At 45.9% G+C, this 16,478-nt stretch carries 17 protein-coding genes and 1 riboswitch; of the genes, 5 read left to right on the forward strand and 12 right to left on the reverse strand.

Features of this window, described 5'->3' with window-relative positions; all coding sequences use genetic code 11:
• Nucleotides 1–67 precede the first annotated feature (67 nt).
• Both BLV50_RS25045 and BLV50_RS25050 read right to left on the reverse strand, forming a co-directional pair.
• Nucleotides 68–709 (reverse strand): NAD(P)-dependent oxidoreductase, encoded by a 642-nt coding sequence (locus BLV50_RS25045; RefSeq protein WP_090810545.1) that lies wholly within the window; start codon nucleotides 707–709, stop codon nucleotides 68–70.
• Between the two features lie 218 nt (nucleotides 710–927).
• On the reverse strand, nucleotides 928–1,284 hold the full coding sequence (locus BLV50_RS25050; protein ID WP_063566114.1) for a HesB/IscA family protein: 357 nt from the start codon (nucleotides 1,282–1,284) through the stop codon (nucleotides 928–930).
• A 629-nt stretch (nucleotides 1,285–1,913) separates the two neighbouring features.
• Between BLV50_RS25050 and mqnE the strand changes: the two genes are divergently transcribed.
• Nucleotides 1,914–3,020: an aminofutalosine synthase MqnE gene (mqnE, locus tag BLV50_RS25055; RefSeq protein WP_072735487.1), complete on the forward strand. Its 1,107-nt coding sequence runs from the start codon at nucleotides 1,914–1,916 to the stop codon at nucleotides 3,018–3,020.
• A 221-nt stretch (nucleotides 3,021–3,241) separates the two neighbouring features.
• Nucleotides 3,242–4,303: an NAD(P)/FAD-dependent oxidoreductase gene (locus BLV50_RS25060; protein WP_063566178.1), complete on the forward strand. Its 1,062-nt coding sequence runs from the start codon at nucleotides 3,242–3,244 to the stop codon at nucleotides 4,301–4,303.
• On the opposite strand, the gene BLV50_RS25065 is transcribed toward BLV50_RS25060, so the two are convergent.
• On the reverse strand, nucleotides 4,300–4,554 hold the full coding sequence (locus BLV50_RS25065; RefSeq protein ID WP_063566116.1) for a YuzB family protein: 255 nt from the start codon (nucleotides 4,552–4,554) through the stop codon (nucleotides 4,300–4,302). The two genes, BLV50_RS25060 and BLV50_RS25065, sit on opposite strands and share 4 nt — an antisense overlap.
• A gap of 80 nt (nucleotides 4,555–4,634) precedes the next feature.
• Here BLV50_RS25065 and BLV50_RS25070 point away from each other — a divergent pair, with 80 nt between their 5' ends.
• On the forward strand, nucleotides 4,635–4,880 hold the full coding sequence (locus tag BLV50_RS25070; protein WP_024632664.1) for a NifU family protein: 246 nt from the start codon (nucleotides 4,635–4,637) through the stop codon (nucleotides 4,878–4,880).
• Between the two features lie 68 nt (nucleotides 4,881–4,948).
• On the opposite strand, the gene BLV50_RS25075 is transcribed toward BLV50_RS25070, so the two are convergent.
• Complete coding sequence (locus BLV50_RS25075) at nucleotides 4,949–5,728, reverse strand: SDR family oxidoreductase (RefSeq protein WP_063566117.1); 780 nt, start codon at nucleotides 5,726–5,728, stop codon at nucleotides 4,949–4,951.
• 324 nt (nucleotides 5,729–6,052) lie between these two features.
• On the opposite strand from BLV50_RS25075, the gene BLV50_RS25080 reads away from it, so the two are divergent.
• On the forward strand, nucleotides 6,053–7,051 hold the full coding sequence (locus BLV50_RS25080; protein WP_090810546.1) for a DUF2167 domain-containing protein: 999 nt from the start codon (nucleotides 6,053–6,055) through the stop codon (nucleotides 7,049–7,051).
• Between the two features lie 185 nt (nucleotides 7,052–7,236).
• On the opposite strand, the gene BLV50_RS25085 is transcribed toward BLV50_RS25080, so the two are convergent.
• The 6 genes from BLV50_RS25085 to BLV50_RS25110 form a co-directional block, all read right to left on the reverse strand.
• Nucleotides 7,237–8,073 carry a MetQ/NlpA family ABC transporter substrate-binding protein gene (locus BLV50_RS25085; RefSeq protein WP_072735490.1) on the reverse strand — a complete coding sequence of 279 codons (837 nt, stop codon included), beginning with the start codon at nucleotides 8,071–8,073 and terminating at the stop codon, nucleotides 7,237–7,239.
• A gap of 78 nt (nucleotides 8,074–8,151) precedes the next feature.
• The gene (locus tag BLV50_RS25090) at nucleotides 8,152–8,811 is read right to left on the reverse strand and encodes a methionine ABC transporter permease (RefSeq protein WP_072735491.1); all 660 of its coding nucleotides are present in this window, start codon (nucleotides 8,809–8,811) and stop codon (nucleotides 8,152–8,154) included.
• Nucleotides 8,812–9,846, reverse strand: a complete 1,035-nt coding sequence (locus tag BLV50_RS25095; RefSeq protein ID WP_090810547.1) for a methionine ABC transporter ATP-binding protein — start codon at nucleotides 9,844–9,846, stop codon at nucleotides 8,812–8,814. It lies immediately after the preceding gene.
• 127 nt (nucleotides 9,847–9,973) lie between these two features.
• Nucleotides 9,974–10,115: riboswitch (SAM riboswitch) on the reverse strand.
• Between the two features lie 130 nt (nucleotides 10,116–10,245).
• Nucleotides 10,246–10,974 carry a Cthe_2314 family HEPN domain-containing protein gene (locus tag BLV50_RS25100; RefSeq protein WP_090810548.1) on the reverse strand — a complete coding sequence of 243 codons (729 nt, stop codon included), beginning with the start codon at nucleotides 10,972–10,974 and terminating at the stop codon, nucleotides 10,246–10,248.
• A 212-nt stretch (nucleotides 10,975–11,186) separates the two neighbouring features.
• The gene (locus BLV50_RS25105; RefSeq protein WP_256336683.1) at nucleotides 11,187–12,110 is read right to left on the reverse strand and encodes a COX15/CtaA family protein; all 924 of its coding nucleotides are present in this window, start codon (nucleotides 12,108–12,110) and stop codon (nucleotides 11,187–11,189) included.
• 317 nt (nucleotides 12,111–12,427) lie between these two features.
• Nucleotides 12,428–12,772 (reverse strand): thioredoxin family protein, encoded by a 345-nt coding sequence (locus BLV50_RS25110; RefSeq protein ID WP_063566123.1) that lies wholly within the window; start codon nucleotides 12,770–12,772, stop codon nucleotides 12,428–12,430.
• Nucleotides 12,773–12,915: 143 nt separating this feature from the next.
• On the opposite strand from BLV50_RS25110, the gene BLV50_RS25115 reads away from it, so the two are divergent.
• The gene (locus BLV50_RS25115) at nucleotides 12,916–14,196 is read left to right on the forward strand and encodes a DUF2515 family protein (RefSeq protein WP_090810549.1); all 1,281 of its coding nucleotides are present in this window, start codon (nucleotides 12,916–12,918) and stop codon (nucleotides 14,194–14,196) included.
• A 150-nt stretch (nucleotides 14,197–14,346) separates the two neighbouring features.
• Here BLV50_RS25115 and BLV50_RS25120 read toward each other — a convergent pair whose 3' ends face one another.
• Complete coding sequence (locus BLV50_RS25120; protein WP_090810550.1) at nucleotides 14,347–15,975, reverse strand: putative polysaccharide biosynthesis protein; 1,629 nt, start codon at nucleotides 15,973–15,975, stop codon at nucleotides 14,347–14,349.
• A gap of 60 nt (nucleotides 15,976–16,035) precedes the next feature.
• Nucleotides 16,036–16,476 (reverse strand): DUF456 domain-containing protein, encoded by a 441-nt coding sequence (locus BLV50_RS25125; RefSeq protein ID WP_063566179.1) that lies wholly within the window; start codon nucleotides 16,474–16,476, stop codon nucleotides 16,036–16,038.
• Nucleotides 16,477–16,478 lie beyond the last annotated feature (2 nt).

Raw genomic sequence — 16,478 nt, forward strand, 5'->3', positions numbered from 1 at the left:
TTTAAGTAACATATTTATGTGGTAGAGCTGGCTTCTCCCCGCGCAAAGAAGGAAATCTCACTTATTCTTACTTCGCTTCGCCTACAACCGTAAAGCGTTCGTTCTTATGCTGCGGGTTTTCGATCTCATCGACCAAAGCGATGGCATAGTCAGCATAGCTGATGTAGCTGTTGCCTTCACTGTTCACCAGAATCTGATCTTTACCCGATTGGTATTTGCCTGTGCGTATACCCTCTGGATTGAAGAATCCCGCCGGGCTCAGGAACGTCCATTGGATACCTGAAGAAGCTTGCAGATCCTGCAAGTTTTTACCCTGGTTGGTTGCTGTTGCTTTGTATGCATCAGGGAATCCAGGGGAGTCTACAACACGCAAGGTTTGAGTTTCATCTGTGAACAGACTGCCTGCACCACCAACAACGATCAGACGAGTATTCGGCGCCTCTTTCAGAACGTTAATCAGGGCTTGTCCTGCTTCCACATGCAGATTCTCTTTCCCGGCTGGCGCACCGAATGCATTGACGATCACGTCGAATGATTTGGCATCCTCTGCCGTGAGGTCGAATACATCTTTTTCAAGTACATTCAGACTTATATCTTCCACTTTGGATGCATTACGAACGATCGCAGTCACTTCATGCCCTCTATCCAACGCTTCTTTCAAAATCAAATTCCCTGCTTTGCCTGTCGCGCCAATAATTCCAATCTTCATCATAATCTCTCCTTTGGTTAGGTTCTGTTAAATTTCATAATGTAACTATATTAGTTACAACATAACTTGTCAACTTCACCTCTCTATAAAAAAGCGTCCAGGTGCCCTCTTAATATGAACAACCAAAATACATACCAAACCACCACGCAAAAAAAAAAGACCTCCATAACGTGATTAGTACAAGACTAATCCGCTATAGAGGCCGCAATTCACAAATATTAACAATCTTTATCCGGTACGCCTGCTTCTTCTCTCGTCCGGAAGGATGAGCCACAGCCGCATGTTGCCACTGCGTTCGGGTTGTGAATGGTGAAACCACCGGACATGCCGGATTCTTCAAAATCAATTTCCAGTCCATTCAAATATTTCAGGTTTTCCTTCTCTACAACAACCTTCATGTTCTGAATATCCATATAGAGGTCCTCATCGGACTCTTTATCGTCAAAGCCCATGGCGTACGAAAATCCGGTACAACCGCCCGGTGCTACGCCAAGACGCAAGAACATACCAGGTGTCTCTTGCTGCTCAAGCATTTCTTTCAATCTGTCTGCAGCCGTTTCGCTGATGCTAATCATGCCAGGTCACTCTCCTTTTTCATATATAATCATGTTCAAAAAGGGCGCTTTTCAGTACCAAGAAGATGGGATGAAGATAGAAATGGAGTAGCGGAGCGTAGGCAAAACTACGTGAGCAACGGACATTTCGGCTGAATCCCATATTCGACGCTGAGATGCCGCTAGGCATCCTTCGTAATCAAAGGCGTACTTTTTTAAACAACCTTTCGTTAACTCTTCTTTAAATTATACTCCACCCCGTCAAGGGGCTCAAGTCATCTTTGCCTGTTTCCGCGTTCCCCCTTAACTCCTTTTTCTTCCCAGTGTATTGAACCCCCGGGACACGAGGTTTATAATGAGTAGGTGATCGCTTTGAAATGTCGATATTTTGTCATGACTTATTCAGGCGATGGTCATATATAGAGTTGTAATTTTTTTCACATTTCGAGACTGTACGCAGTCCCCAATGCATATAGAGTCACAAGACTCATTTTGATGAAAAATCAGCTTTACGTACGCAGCATAGGCTGCACCGGGTAAATAAGAGTTAGTCCATATAAGAAGCGGCAGATGACCGCATCTTTTCTATGTAGTTCTGTAAGTAAGTCCTACACACAACTCGATTCCGGTTAAGAATAGGAGGATACAAAATGTCTACATTGGTAACACCGTTCACAGACAAAAGAATGGCTGAAATCGTTGAGAAAGTGCAGAACGGCGTAAGGCTGACCGTAGAAGACGGCGTTTATCTGTATGAAACGGATGATCTGCTGACTTTGGGCCAACTGGCCAATGAGGCCAACCTGCGTAAGAATGGCAAGAAAGTTTATTTTATTGAAAACATGAGCCTTTATTTTACCAACGTATGCGAAGCCCACTGTGCTTTCTGTAACTTCCGCAAAGATCAGGGCGAAGATGGCTCTTACACGTTGTCCGGTCAAGAAATGATCGATTACGTAGAACAGCATATTCACCCAGGTGTACGCGAGTTCCATATTGTAGGCGGACATAACAACCATGTTCCTTTTCAATATTATGTCGATTCCTTGCGTGCTTTAAACGAGAAATATCCGGACGTTACGTTGAAAGCCTACACGGCTGCCGAGATTGATTTCTTCACTCGCATCAGCGGACTGAGCATCAAGGAAGTACTACAAGAACTGCAAAAAGCAGGTCTGAAATCACTGACTGGTGGCGGCGCTGAGATTCTGTCCGATGAATACCGCAAAAAAATGCGTGTAGACAAAGCGAACGTTGACCGTTATCTGGAAGTGCACCGTACTGCTCATCATTTGGGCATGCGTACCCATACAACGATGCTTTATGGATCCATTGAGTCTTATGAGGATCGCGTGAACCATATGGTACAAATTCGTGAACTGCAAGATGAGACCAACGGATTCATGGTATTTATCCCGCTCTCCATGCAGCCGAAAAGCAAAAACGCCAGCATCATGCGTCGTAACTCCGCATACGAGGATCTCAAAACGATTGCGATCAGCCGTCTGATGCTGGATAACATCGATCATATCAAAGCATACTTCATCAACATCGGTCCACAGCTGACTCAAGTCGCCCTTGGATTCGGTGCTTCGGATGCACACGGAACTATTGTTCGCGAACGGATTAGTCATGCCGCAGGCGCACTAACGCCTGAAGGCCTCACCCGCAAAGAGCTTATATGGTTAATTAAGGGTGCTGGACGCATTCCGGTTGAACGTGATACGTTCTACAATGAAATTCAAGTGTACGAATAGCATGTAGTATGAGCATCATTCCCATAAGCGACTTTCATTCAACTCGGGAGCGTTTGGCATGGAGTGGTGCGGATTACTGAAACATATCTGTAATTTTAAATGCCCATTTTCAATCATTTCAAATCCAGATTAAAAAAACAGGAGCAGCTATGTTATTGCATAGCTGCTCCACAGGTTACAGCCCCGTTCACACGGGACTGATGCAGAAAGGAAGCCGAGTCATGAAAAATTTCGTCATTCTCGGAGGCGGCTACGGTGGCCTCACGATTATCAAGGAACTTCTGGAAGGCAAGATCCCGTCAGATACACAAATCGTGTTGGTGGACCGCAGTCCCTTCCAAGGATTGAAAACTGAATATTACGCACTCGCAGCAGGGACCGTATCCGATTATGACCTGCGTATCCAATTTCCAGTCAGCGACAAAGTCACTTATCGTTACGGAGAAGTAACTTCGATTGACTTGGAACAGCGTCAGATTGAATTTGAAGGACAGGACCCGTTGGAATATGACAAGCTCGTGATTGGGCTTGGATGTACAGACCGATTCCACAATACACCGGGAGCCGAGGAATATAGCTGTACGATTCAAAGCTTTAGCAAAACACGGGAAACCTACCTTCGTCTTAACGAAGTCAAAGCTTATGGTAACGTGCATATCGTCGGCGGTGGATTGAGCGGCGTCGAGATCGCTGCCGAGCTTCGTGAGAGCAGACCGGATCTGAACATCAGCATCCTGGACCGTGGTGAACGTGTATTATCCGCTTTTCCGCAGCGCTTGTCCGCTTATGTTCATGAATGGTTTGGTGAACATCAGGTCGAGACACGTGGGCATATTGCCATTTCCCGACTTGAACCGAACGCCATTTTCAACCGGGATGAAGAAATTCTGACGGATGCGGTAGTCTGGACTGCCGGCATTCAGCCCGTAAAAGTCGTACAGGATCTCGATGTGACCAAGGATCCACAAGGTCGTGTCGTACTGAACGAATATTATCAAATTCCAGAATATACCGATGTTTATGTAGTAGGTGACTGTGCCAGCGTGCCTTATGCACCAAGCGGTCAGGCTGCCGAAGTACAGGGTGAACAAATCGCCCATATTCAGCATGCCCTCTGGAAAGGCGAAAAGCCCAATCCGCAGCCACTCAAGCTTCGTGGCACACTCGGTGCACTCGGCAAGAAGGCTGGATTTGGGCTGATGGGCAAAACGTCCATGATGGGACGTGTGCCACGTATTCTAAAAAGCGGCGTGCTCTGGATGTCCAAGCGTCATCTCGGTTAATCGAGATCCAGCTCATCCCAGGCATCGGCTTCGGCAATTTTGGCCAATATAGCGTTATATAAATCCTCCACTTTGTCGGTGATGACAAGCTCGCCATTCACCAGTGCAAATGGAGTCATGTAACATTGGCCGCAGTTGCTGAGGCAGCCGTATTCTATCACATCATAGTCTGGATTTTCTTCCAGTTGATCCATGACTTCATCTGTGCCAAAATGCATATTATTGGCACAAAATTCAATAATCGGTCTCATGTAGGTTCACCTGCTTTGTTTGACCATTTTAATTTGTGGCCAATTGTAATATACTATAGTGAGGAAAGGAGTTGAAAAAAATGAGCGAAAACGCACAAAGCACCATGTATGATGAGGTATCTGAAGTGCTTGACAAACTTCGTCCGTTCCTGCAACGCGATGGCGGTGACGTGGAACTGGTCGACGTGGAGGACGGCATTATTAAGCTGAAACTGGTCGGTGCCTGCGGCAGCTGCCCAAGCTCCACCATTACCTTAAAAGCCGGGATTGAACGCGCCCTTCTCGAAGAAGTTGAGGGTGTTGAAGAAGTCGTACAAGTATTCTAATCAATCCTTCACGAAATAAACCTCAAGAGCCTTTCGCTTCACATGAAGCGGAGGGCTCTTTTTTTGTGCTATGCATCCTCACGCTGTATGTTAGGACGAATCGGGTCAAGTCCTCCAGATACATCCATAATGTTACCTGTTATAAAATCGGAATGATCCAGACACAGATAGGTAATCACCCGCGCAATATCTTCACCGCTTCCAGGACGTCCTCTCGGCGTTTCCTCGTCGGTTATACCTACCATCTCATCAATCGTTTTCTCTTTGTTGGCACCGCGAATATCACCTGGACACACCATATTAACCGTAATGCCGTAGGGAGCTTCCTCTACAGCAAGTGTCTTTGTAAATGAAACCAGACCTACCTTCGCAGCAGCATAAACCGCCCGATGAGGCCATGACCTCGCTTCTCCTGCATGACTGAAGCCAAAATGTATTATTCGTCCCCACTGCTTGCGCCGCATCTCCGGCAATACACGCTGATCCAGCAGCATCGGCCCAAGCAGATTTCCTTGCACAAGCATCTGAACCTCATCTTCGGAATACTCGGCAAACAGTCGACGTTCACGGACAAAAGGACCCGCGTTGTTCACGAGAATATCAATGCTGCCCAGTTTCTCTTCGACCTGAGCAACGAGCATAGTGATCTCTTCTGTCTTGGAAATATCGGCCTGGACGGCAATACACCGCACACCCTTGGCTACAATCTGAGTCTTTAACGCCTCAGCCTCCGTACGGCTATGTACGTAATTCAGAGCAATATGGCAACCCTGATCCGCCAGACTGAGGGCCGTCATTTTACCAAGACCTTTGGCACTTCCCGTTATGAGGGCAATCTTTCCCTTCACGTTCATCCCCCTCTTCAAAGAGCAGTCACTCATCCAGTATAAAAGATTTATCATCCCCCCACAACTCGCGTTTCCCACCAATCTGTACCATTTGCAAAAAAGTGTAAATTAAGGACTAAATACTTATCTTTCAAACCACTGAAATAAAATGAATTAGGTCTTTTGTAGGAAAATTAACCCTTTATCTCCAGAATTACCTTGTCTGGTCTGGATGCCTGTGTTAATGTCGATAAGTCCTTATTTTCTTATGAATATAACGACACAATACATATGTTCATGTAAATGACAACATTGCATGACACCTTCGAAAGGAATACAGCGTAAATGAAAAAATGGTTAGCCTCTCTACTCGCAATTTTGCTTATCGCCTCATTTCAAGCTCCATTCTCGACCACAGCATCTGCAGAAAGTGAAAGCAATAGCTCCACCGAAGATTATCAATGGATTGATGGGCCTTCAAACGTAGCACTTGATAACAAAGCAACATTAAACGTAGCTGAAAATCTCTCCTATCTCGATGCAGCTAACACCCAAAGGTTTTTGGAAGACACGGACTCCTTCCCCAATGGAACGGAAATTGGAAGTATCTATGGCGCCGGCGAAAACTCCAACTGGTATGTGATCTTTGAATATAACGATACCGGTCATGTCGATGATAGTGAGAAAGACGATCTGGATGCCGATGAACTGCTCGATAGCTACAAAAGAGGTACAGAAGATCAAAATGAGAAAACAACCCCCGAAAACCAACTGTTTATCACCGGATGGGAAATTGAGCCCACCTATGACAGCAGCAAACATCAATTGATCTATTCTCTTGGTCTTGAGGATGCAGAGCGAGAAAAACTCGTCAATTATAATGTGAACGTACTCACCCGCGAAGGATACATCGGTGTTATCCTCGTTACGGATAGTGCCAATTTTGAAGAAAATCGCAAACAGTTTGAAAGCTCCGTGCTTAACCAACTCAACGTGATCAAAGGAAATACCTATGAAGAGTTTGATGCATCCGTAGACAAAAAATCAGAACTTGGCCTGACCAGTCTGATTCTCGGTGGTGCTGGTGTAGCTGTAGCTAAGAAAGTTGGATTATTGCTTTTACTTAAGAAAGGATGGTTTGTCATCGTGGCCGCTATTGTTGGTGCTTTCGGATGGATTCGTCGCAAGCTGACCGGCCGCAAAAAAGATGCTGACCCAGGAGATCAGAATTCGCTATCTCCTGCAGAGGAAGCTTACCAACAGCATGCTGCTGGACAGGAGTCCGCAGGCTCTGATAGCCAACAGACAGATGGACATTCAGATACTGATCCGAATAAACCTTAAGCTTATAAGTAAAGCACTTATAGTATTCCTACATCGAAGTGCTCTTACCTCAAAACGTTCTCTTTAACATGATGTACAAAACAGAAAGCCCTGCATTCTCCATAAAGAGAATGCAGGGCTTTCTTTAGTAGTTCCATAACAAGTGGAGCCGAGTATACAATATATTTTCAGCTTAATCGTTCAGCTTAAAACGCCGGTTCTACAGCACCTTGATAACGATCTTTGATGAATGTTTTAACCTCTTCGGAATGCAGGGCTGCAGCCAGTTTTTGGATGGCATCTGCATCTTTGTTATCTTCACGGGATACGAGAATGTTTGCATAAGGGTTACCTTGCAGGTCCTCGATCAACAGCGCATCCTTCTCTGGGTTCAGATTGGCTTCCAACGCGTAGTTGGCGTTGATGAATACCAGATCTGCTTCATCCAGTTGACGAGGCATCATGGCTGCATCCAGCTCGATGATATTCAGATTTTTCGGATTGGCTGTAATATCCTGAATCGTAGAAGTGATATTTGTGTTGTCTTTCAGCGTGATAAGTCCTTCTTTTGCAAGCAACAACAGTCCACGACCGCCGTTGGATGGGTCATTAGGAATGGCTACTTTTGCGCCGTCTTTCAACTCATCCAATGATTTGATTTTTTTGGAATAGCCAGCAAATGGCTCAACATGCACAGGTGTTACAGCAACGAGATGGAAACCACGTTCTTTGTTCTCTGTATCCAGGTAAGGTTGGTGTTGGAAAAAGTTCGCATCCAGTTGTTTATCTTCAAGCTGTTGGTTCGGTTGAACATAGTCATTGAAAGTCACGATTTGCAAGCGAATGCCTTCAGCTTCGAGTTCAGGCTTGATGCTTTCCAAAATTTCTGCATGTGGTGTAGGGGATGCTCCCACTTTCAATTCTACGGTGCGCGGTGCGCCTCCCGCATTGTCAGCGCCGCTGTCGGAATCCTTGTTGTTTCCGCAAGCCGCTAGAACCGCAATCAGCATAATACTAAGTAGAGCAAAAGACCATTTTTTCATGTGTAAAACCCCTTCTCCAATAATTTTTTTTGCATTTTGCCCAAATCGATACCGAATCAGGTAAATGCTATATATGTGTTATTTCCTGGTGAACCATTTAACCAAACGATCGCCAGCCATCTGAAGCACTTGCACCAGAATAATCATAAATACAACGGATATAATCATAATTTCATTCTGATAACGGAAGTACCCGTAGTTGATTGCCAATGTTCCCAGACCTCCACCACCAACCATCCCCGCCATCGCCGTGTAGGAAACTAGGGTAACGATTGTAATGGTGATACCAGCTATCAGACCCGGCAATGCCTCTGGCAGAAGCACACGCCGTACAATCTGTCCGGTTGAAGCTCCCATCGCCTGTGCGGCTTCAATGACGCCACGATCCACTTCACGCAGTGTAGTTTCCACCAACCGGGCAAAGTATGGAGCTGCGGCAATGACGAGTGGTGGTATAACGCCCAGTACTCCTGTAGCAGTGCCAACCAGTGAACGCGTAAACGGAATGAGTGCAACAATCAAAATGATAAATGGCACTGATCGCAGAATATTTACAATAAACGATAGTATCGTGTACACCACTTGAGATTGAATCGAAGTCGACCTTGCCGTCATAAACAGCAATACACCTAGCGGCAAACCAATGATTATCGTGAACAGGCCCGATGCTCCTAGGATTTGCAGTGTTTCAATTGAAGCCTTACCGATTTCTTCCCAACGTACTGTTGAAAAATCCATTTAACGAAGCACCTCCACATCAAGTCCCTGAGCCACTAATTCTTTAATGGTGAGATTAATCTCATCTGACTGCCCCTCAAACCGAACGGTCAGCTGCCCATAGGGAACTTGTTTGATCGTTGAAATGGTGCCTTGCAAAATGGCGAAATCCACTCCTGTTTTGCGAACCGTTCTGGACAAAATCGCCTCATAGGTTTTATTGCCCAGGAAGGATATTTTCACAAGCTTAGAAGATCCATCCTTCTGTAATGAGACATCTGCACTCGCCAGAGCGGTCTCTTCTAATGCAATTCCCACCTCATGGTCCCGCATCATAAAGTCACGCGTAATGGCATGCTGCGGCTTGAGGAATACTTCCGTCACTGGCCCTTGCTCCACGATGCCTCCCTGATGGATAACCGCCACCTGATCACAGATATTCTGGATCACGTGCATCTCATGGGTGATTAGAACAATCGTGAGGTTATACTTTTCATTGATATCCAGCAATAACTTCAGAATCGAATCAGTTGTCTGGGGATCAAGTGCCGATGTGGCCTCATCACACAGCAGCACGTTCGGATCACTCGCGAGCGCTCTCGCAATACCTACCCTTTGCTTCTGTCCGCCTGACAGCTGGGCCGGATATTTATTGCTGTGGTCCTCCAGTCCAACCAATGCGAGCATTTCCTTCACTTTCCGATCAATTGCAGCCTTGGGCGTATTAACGAGCTTTAAAGGAAAAGCCACATTGTCATATACCGTAGCTGAGGATAACACATTAAAGTGTTGAAAAATCATGCCGATCTTACGCCGTTGTTGTTGCAAATCGGACTTATTGAGATCGGTTAGGTTGATTCCATCAACCCAAACCTCGCCTGCCGTGGGGCGTTCGAGCAAATTGATACAACGGATCAATGTACTCTTGCCTGCACCGGAATGACCGATAACTCCGAATATTTCACCCTTGCGGATATTCAAATTTAGTTCCGATAAGGCCGTCATACTTTTTGAACCTTTACCGTACTTCTTGGTTAAACCTTTTAATTCAATCAAAATTACTGCTCCTTCCCACTGCCTACATGTATCTTTACCCGAATGAAAGGAAAACTCCCCTTCATCGTACAAAAAAAGAGCCCCTTTTGCAGAAACAAAAAGGGCTCTTCACGTGAAAGATTATACCTTCTCATCTGCCAAAATCGTGCCTTGCACCATTTTGTAGGAATTAGCACCTAACATCTATAAAGTATGACACAGCTGTCATGCAGTTATAAATCGGTTGCCGGGCTTCATCGGGCCTGTCCCTCCGCCGCTCTCGATAAGAAATATTTAATTTATAAGTTCAGTAGTAGTTATAATGTTAATGTCATAAATGTTAATTCCATCTAACTGTCGATCAGGAACTCAGTATAATCCAAGTATTCCGATTTGTCAAAGGCAAATATTACTATCCAATCAGTTCGTCGGTTGATTCATTACCTGCTTATGCCACTTCTCGTTGATGTAGCCATACGCTGCTTTTAACGTCTCACATACCATATCCACACCCTGCCGGAGTTCCAAGAGATGCTGATCCAGGTCTTCCAGCTTCACTTTCCCTTGCAAAGTCTGGTGCAGCTGCCACAGATCATCCTGCATTTCGGAATTCATGTAATGAATCTCCATGTTTCGCCGTTTGCGCAATTTGCTCATTGGCTCACGGTAAGAGTCCTTGATCCGGATTAGTTCGTTAGCAAGAACATAATGCAGCTTATCATATCCGAACTGTCTTAATACGGTGAAATAAGAATAATGCGTTTTAACATTGGTTGTGTTCAGCTCAAATATTTCATTCAACACTGTACCTAACTTATCCAGAATGGCAAAACATCGGATGAAGCCATCCTTATAGAAATAGACGTAACGGGCATACTCTGCTTTTTCTGGTAATGTCATATCGTCCGTAGAGCCCGCTTTGACTTTCTGACGGAAATGGGAAGCTGCAAAACAGCTTTGCTCCAATTCATCCAGCGAAGAGATCAGTCCCTGGGTCCATATATACAGTTTACGAAAATCATGGGTAGGATCATGGTCCACATGCATCTGTCGCTGAAATAGCTCAAGCGTATTCGCCATCGCTTCCATCGCGTCCTTTAGTATGCCTTCGTTCTTACGCGGCTTTTCACCCAGCAACGTTCGCAGCATATATAGCCTCCTCTTTCCACTCTGCAGATCATCAAATTAATAATAATTCATCATATTAAACAAAATCGGAATCAGAGTAAACGTATGACCGCTGCTTACAATAGGGTGCCCTGACACGCCTGACATCAAACAAAGTTCACCTGTCCAATGATGTACATCATCGGATGGTGAACTTCACTGGATTATCCCTGAACTACAATAATTCGGATATATCAGAACCGATTAACGGGCCGATGCAACTTGTACACCAGGAAACTCATATAGGTTAATACACCGAACAAAATAGCAATATCAAGCATATGCGCCAGCGCCACGAACATATACACTTCCGGACGATTCATCGTGAGCATCAGTCCAAAACCAATGACCACTTGCAACAAAACCAGCACAACAGAAATGACGCCAAGTGCTCTTAATTCCGTGTTATCCGGATGTTTGCGATACGCAAAATGACCGAGGATTGCAATGACGATTACTAATGAAACAGCTGCCACCCGGTGAGCAAAAGCAACAGCTACGCCTCCCGAGAGCTCAGGAATAATCTGCCCGTTACAGAGCGGAAAGCCTGAACAGCCTCCAGCAGAATCCGTATGGCTCACAAATGCTCCAGTATATACCACGAGGTACGTATAGATTGTGGAAAACCACACCAGATTTCGGAACCCTTTGCTGACTCGCGGATATCGATTCAATCGTTCCAATCCACCATGTCGAGCTTCCTGCCGAATACCAAGCGCCATCATTAAGGAGCTAGCAAAAGCAATTAAGGCAAATCCGAAATGCAGTGCCATGACTGCGGAAGATTGGGAGAATACGACGGCAAAAGCACCCATGATTCCCTGGACAATAACAAATATCAGTGTTAACAATGAAAACAATTGCAGATCACGCCGTGATTTGCCAAAACGCAAAAATGCTACAAAAGAGGCTATGGACAAAAGCCCTGCCAGTGCACTGACGGCGCGGTGGGAAAATTCAATTAGTGAGGCAACAGTATGTGCAGGCACAAGTTTTCCGTTACATAAAGGCCATTCTGCGCCGCAACCGAGGCCCGATTCCGTTCGGGTCACAACGCCTCCGCCAAATGTGGCCAGAAACATGACAAGACAGGTTAATACGGTTAACCATTTAAACAAGGTTAAGTGTTTCAATTTTTTCTCACCCGCTGTTGGTTTAAGATGGCGAAGAACTACATCCCCCGCTTGATTCGATACTTTGACACTTATTTCACAACTAAATTCATTATACCGGATAAATGTGTCATTGACGCCGCGCTTTGTGACAAAATGTTAACGTCTGTCGAGAAGTTGACCCGCAGGTCATCGGTAAATATGTACATTATTACAACGTTAGTTTCTCCCGAAAACTCGGAAAATACAAACGCCACTTCCCTATTTCAAGAGAAATGGCGTTCCTTTAATTATAACCTTTAACATGGTTAACCTGTCATGCTTTATTTATGAATCGTGTTATACACCTCAACTGCACGCTGCAGGAATTGCTCAATCTCTTCTCTCGACTTGCGCAGTTTGTTCACATAACGAACAAGTTCCCGGCCATCTGTGTAAGCTACAAAGCTGGGGATGCCGAGGATATTTTGCTCTTCGCTCACAGTACCCACCTGATCTACGTCGACCTCAACCAACTTCAGCTCACGAGCAAACTTTTCTTCAACTTCAGGCATAAACGGATCGATGTACTTGCAATCACCACACCAATCTGCCTTAAATACAGCTACAGTCAAACGCGGAGATTGGATTGCCACATCAAATTCCGGTTTCGATGTAATCTTTTCCATTACAACATCTTCCTTTCTATACCTTGTCTTATCCTCTAAGTGAAGCAAATTGCGGAGTGGAAGTCAAATATTCGGCGCATACTGACATCAACAGCTTCTTAAACTAAAAGCGTAATCAGAATATCAGGAAAGGAGGTCATGTCATGACTTCCGTTAAATCGGATTCCTCCGAGTCTGCCCATCATGGGTCAATATTACAGATGGTTCGATCCATCCCCGGTGCGGCCCGGGAAGTGTGGAGGGGCAAACAGGCGGCTTGGCAGGCCTCTGCACAGCTTCGTCATCCCTTGCGTGATATGGCTTGGGACTCTGACATGGCTGCAACCTTACAAGCAGAGGTGGAGCGCCTATTGCCTGGAAACGAGAGTTCTTTTGCCCGAAATACGCTCAGTGCACTGGTCTGTGAAGAGGACTGCATCATTCTAGAAGAGATCAAGACATTAACGCAGGAAAACAACCGGAGTAACATCACTCGCACAGCAGCATACCTGGAATGTTACGAACAGTATCCAGAGCTGCATTGGGCCCTGCTTGCCCATATGGTATCCCGCAACGGCGGATATCACATGACCGATCTTCAAAGTGACCTTATGCATAATCTGCAAAATCAAACAGACCGTGAGCACATGTATCGACTACTGGAGCGATGTAATGCCCTCATTTTCCAAGATGCTTATCCCCAGCTTCTGTTATATATGAATAGCCGCCGGATCGGCCGGAGCTGTTTTCATTTGTTGTCCCATTTTCATGTATCGGCGTTCATGACACCGTTCTGGGAACGATTTTGGCTGGAGCGATGCAGCTCGCTGCTCAGTGTCGCGTTAATTATTAATGAGCAGAACTATATTGAGAGCCGGGTGTTGCAGCATCCCTATTTTCAAAAACAAGTGCTGTCCAAACCCGCATTCCATCTGCATAACCTGGCTGGGCTGAATCATATCGTGTTTCCACTTGGGCGGGAAAAAGGTCTTGCAGGCCGGGTTATTGAACATTTTGGCAAGCTGGATGAGCGGATTATGTTTGGTAAAGGCTTATATGCGATGCTGTTTGGAGTGGAACAAGTGTACACACAAGTATTGGAGTTTGCGCGCTCGGTTCCCCACCGTGGCTCACGTGCTGAATACTGGCCTGGTCTGTTCACCGCACATAAAGATGAAGCCGGAGAAGCTGAGCTCTATAGTCAGGAGCTGTTGGATCAAGAATGGCTAGGGGAAGGACAACGGTTATATAGTCCTGAATTGCTGGCTGTATGGGGTGATACGCCGTATGAACCGATTACAAGGCAGGATTGGCTGCAAAATCGCGATTGTCTCGGTCATCTCACGGCCCCGCGCCGCCCTTGGCTGTTTGAGATGAGCCATGAACATCGGTATGGTATGTTGAAAACTGCATTGGCCCATGATGCCAAAACCTTAACTCATTAAGGACAGAGGCCTTACCAGGGAATACGTCTAGAAGTCAATAATGGACTACATTTTTCGGTATTACAAAAAAGCCCTGTCCGCTATGAAAGCAGACAGAGCTTGTACTTATTTCAAACAATATAACGAAGTGTGTATTGTGTGTTGAATCGATTATCCACGTTGCCCGGCTCCACGTTGTAGACGCATGAGCGGACGGAGTATTTTTTGCAAAATACGAGGGTAACTGCCCAGTTCGTCTTTACGAAGTACACGTAGAACAACCATGAGTACCAAGTACACGACAACCACAAGCGCACCCACAAACAGACAGGTAACGAGGAATGATACACGTGTTGGCAGGAATAAATCAAAGATGGAGTTCCCAGCCCAGTTCGCCGCAAAACCAACACCCGCTGCACACAGCACGGTAATGATGAATCCTTTCCAACGATCACCCATGATCGAGAAATCAACAATTTTGCGAAGCACCCGCAGATTAAGATACGTAATAACCAGGAAACACAATGCGGTCGCAATAATGATCCCGTAAATGCCAAAAATTGGAGCCAGAATTAAACTCGCTACGAGTTTGACTACGATACCGGCAGCTACACTGATCATTGTAATCCGTGGTTTACCTACCCCAAGTAAAATGGAGTTGGTGGTCATCATCGTAATTTGGAAAATGGTACCGAACGTCAGCAATGTAATGATTGGTGTCCCGTCTGGGCTGGTAAACAGTAAACCGTTAACGGAATACGCTGCCGCACACAGAGCGATAACGATCGGCATTCCTGTCAGAATCGAAATGCGCAAAGCAAGCGTCACCTGATTTTTCAGATGAACTTCATCTTTGCGTGCAAAAGCTGCCGAAATGACTGGCACAAGTGATTGACTCAGTGCGATAGCCAGAATCGGAGGAATACCTGCAATACTTTGGGCCTTGGCACCAAGAATGGCAAGAACTCCTGTCGCTTCATCCATCCCGATTCGTCCGCTAAGCAATGGAACTACCAGCGATGAATCGATAAAGTTAATCGCCGGAACAGCGAGTGAAGATAAAACGATTGGAATCGAAAGTTTGAATATATCGCTGTAGATGCCCCGCATGGGCAATTGCTCCGCACGCTCATAATTCAATTGCGCCGCACGGTCATTTTTGCGAAGTTTCAAGGTGAAGTACAACATGACCGCAAAAGCGCCAATGCTTCCGAATACGCCCCCAAATGAAGCCCCTGCAGCAATGGTTTGATCATCGTAATTCCATTGCAGCATAACAAACGCCACGATGATCGCTGTACCTACACGTGCAAACTGCTCCACAATCTGTGAAATGCCGCCTGCCGTCATATTGCCGCGACCCTGGAAATATCCACGCATCATTGCGATGGCCGGGAAGAGCAGTAGCGCTGGAGCCAAGGCCCGAATGGCGCTCACCGATTCCGGTACTTTGGATACGTACGTCGCATAATAAGGTGCTGCGAACCATAATAAAGTAGACATCACTACCCCGGCTACAGCCGCAAAGATCAGGGCTGCACGGTAGATTTGTTGAGCTTCACCTGCGCGTCCCAGTGCATAACGTTCCGAGACCATTTTGCTAAGTGTACTCGGTATGCCTGCTGTAGCTACGGTTAACAGCATTAAATATACCGTATTGGAGATGGTAAACGATGCGTTACCGATATCGCCGAGGATATGCTCCAGCGGCACCCGTTGAACCAATCCGAGTACCCTCGCAATTAGCGCAGCTGCCGCCAAGATGAGCGTACCTCTAATGAATGTTTCCTTCTTAGACAAACCAATTCCCCTTCTTTCCCCCACAACGACGTGCATCCAGATGAAGCCGCTCCCGAACGTCTATGCGAATCTTACCACCCAGATAATAAACAGAACAATCATGACGATTTGCAAAATAATTTTCATAACGGTGCTTGTAAACAGCCCCACCACGGAACCAAATCCGACTTTGGAAGCTTTGGCAGGTGAAGACCCTCCGATCAGTTCCCCGATAAAAGCACCGATAAATGGTCCCAGTACCAGTCCGAATGCCGGAATCACAAATGGGCCAATGATGACACCAATCGTACTGAGAGTCGTCGATAATTTGGAGCCGCCGAATTTCTTCACACCCCAGGCACTGACGACATAATCAGCCACAAACAGCACCACTACGATCAAAATCTGGATAATCCAGAACCATACACCGAACGGAACAAAGCTGAAGAACCAGCCATAGACCAGAAACGCGAAGAAAATCGCTACAGCACCAGGCAGTATGGGATATACCGTTCCGGCCATCC

The organism is Paenibacillus sp. 276b, from assembly GCF_900107875.1.
GTDB lineage: Bacteria > Bacillota > Bacilli > Paenibacillales > Paenibacillaceae > Paenibacillus > Paenibacillus marchantiae.

What these genes read in the sequence shown, in the direction of transcription:
- BLV50_RS25080 (WP_090810546.1), top strand. Translation starts at nt 6,053, where the DNA reads ATGAAAAAATGGTTAGCCTCTCTACTCGCAATTTTGCTTATCGCCTCA.
- BLV50_RS25085 (WP_072735490.1), bottom strand. Translation starts at nt 8,073, where the DNA reads ATGAAAAAATGGTCTTTTGCTCTACTTAGTATTATGCTGATTGCGGTT.
- BLV50_RS25115 (WP_090810549.1), top strand. Translation starts at nt 12,916, where the DNA reads ATGACTTCCGTTAAATCGGATTCCTCCGAGTCTGCCCATCATGGGTCA.
- BLV50_RS25045 (WP_090810545.1), bottom strand. Translation starts at nt 709, where the DNA reads ATGAAGATTGGAATTATTGGCGCGACAGGCAAAGCAGGGAATTTGATT.
- BLV50_RS25125 (WP_063566179.1), bottom strand. Translation starts at nt 16,476, where the DNA reads ATGGCCGGAACGGTATATCCCATACTGCCTGGTGCTGTAGCGATTTTC.
- mqnE (WP_072735487.1), top strand. Translation starts at nt 1,914, where the DNA reads ATGTCTACATTGGTAACACCGTTCACAGACAAAAGAATGGCTGAAATC.
- BLV50_RS25060 (WP_063566178.1), top strand. Translation starts at nt 3,242, where the DNA reads ATGAAAAATTTCGTCATTCTCGGAGGCGGCTACGGTGGCCTCACGATT.
- BLV50_RS25110 (WP_063566123.1), bottom strand. Translation starts at nt 12,772, where the DNA reads ATGGAAAAGATTACATCGAAACCGGAATTTGATGTGGCAATCCAATCT.
- BLV50_RS25090 (WP_072735491.1), bottom strand. Translation starts at nt 8,811, where the DNA reads ATGGATTTTTCAACAGTACGTTGGGAAGAAATCGGTAAGGCTTCAATT.
- BLV50_RS25100 (WP_090810548.1), bottom strand. Translation starts at nt 10,974, where the DNA reads ATGCTGCGAACGTTGCTGGGTGAAAAGCCGCGTAAGAACGAAGGCATA.
- BLV50_RS25065 (WP_063566116.1), bottom strand. Translation starts at nt 4,554, where the DNA reads ATGAGACCGATTATTGAATTTTGTGCCAATAATATGCATTTTGGCACA.
- BLV50_RS25070 (WP_024632664.1), top strand. Translation starts at nt 4,635, where the DNA reads ATGAGCGAAAACGCACAAAGCACCATGTATGATGAGGTATCTGAAGTG.
- BLV50_RS25050 (WP_063566114.1), bottom strand. Translation starts at nt 1,284, where the DNA reads ATGATTAGCATCAGCGAAACGGCTGCAGACAGATTGAAAGAAATGCTT.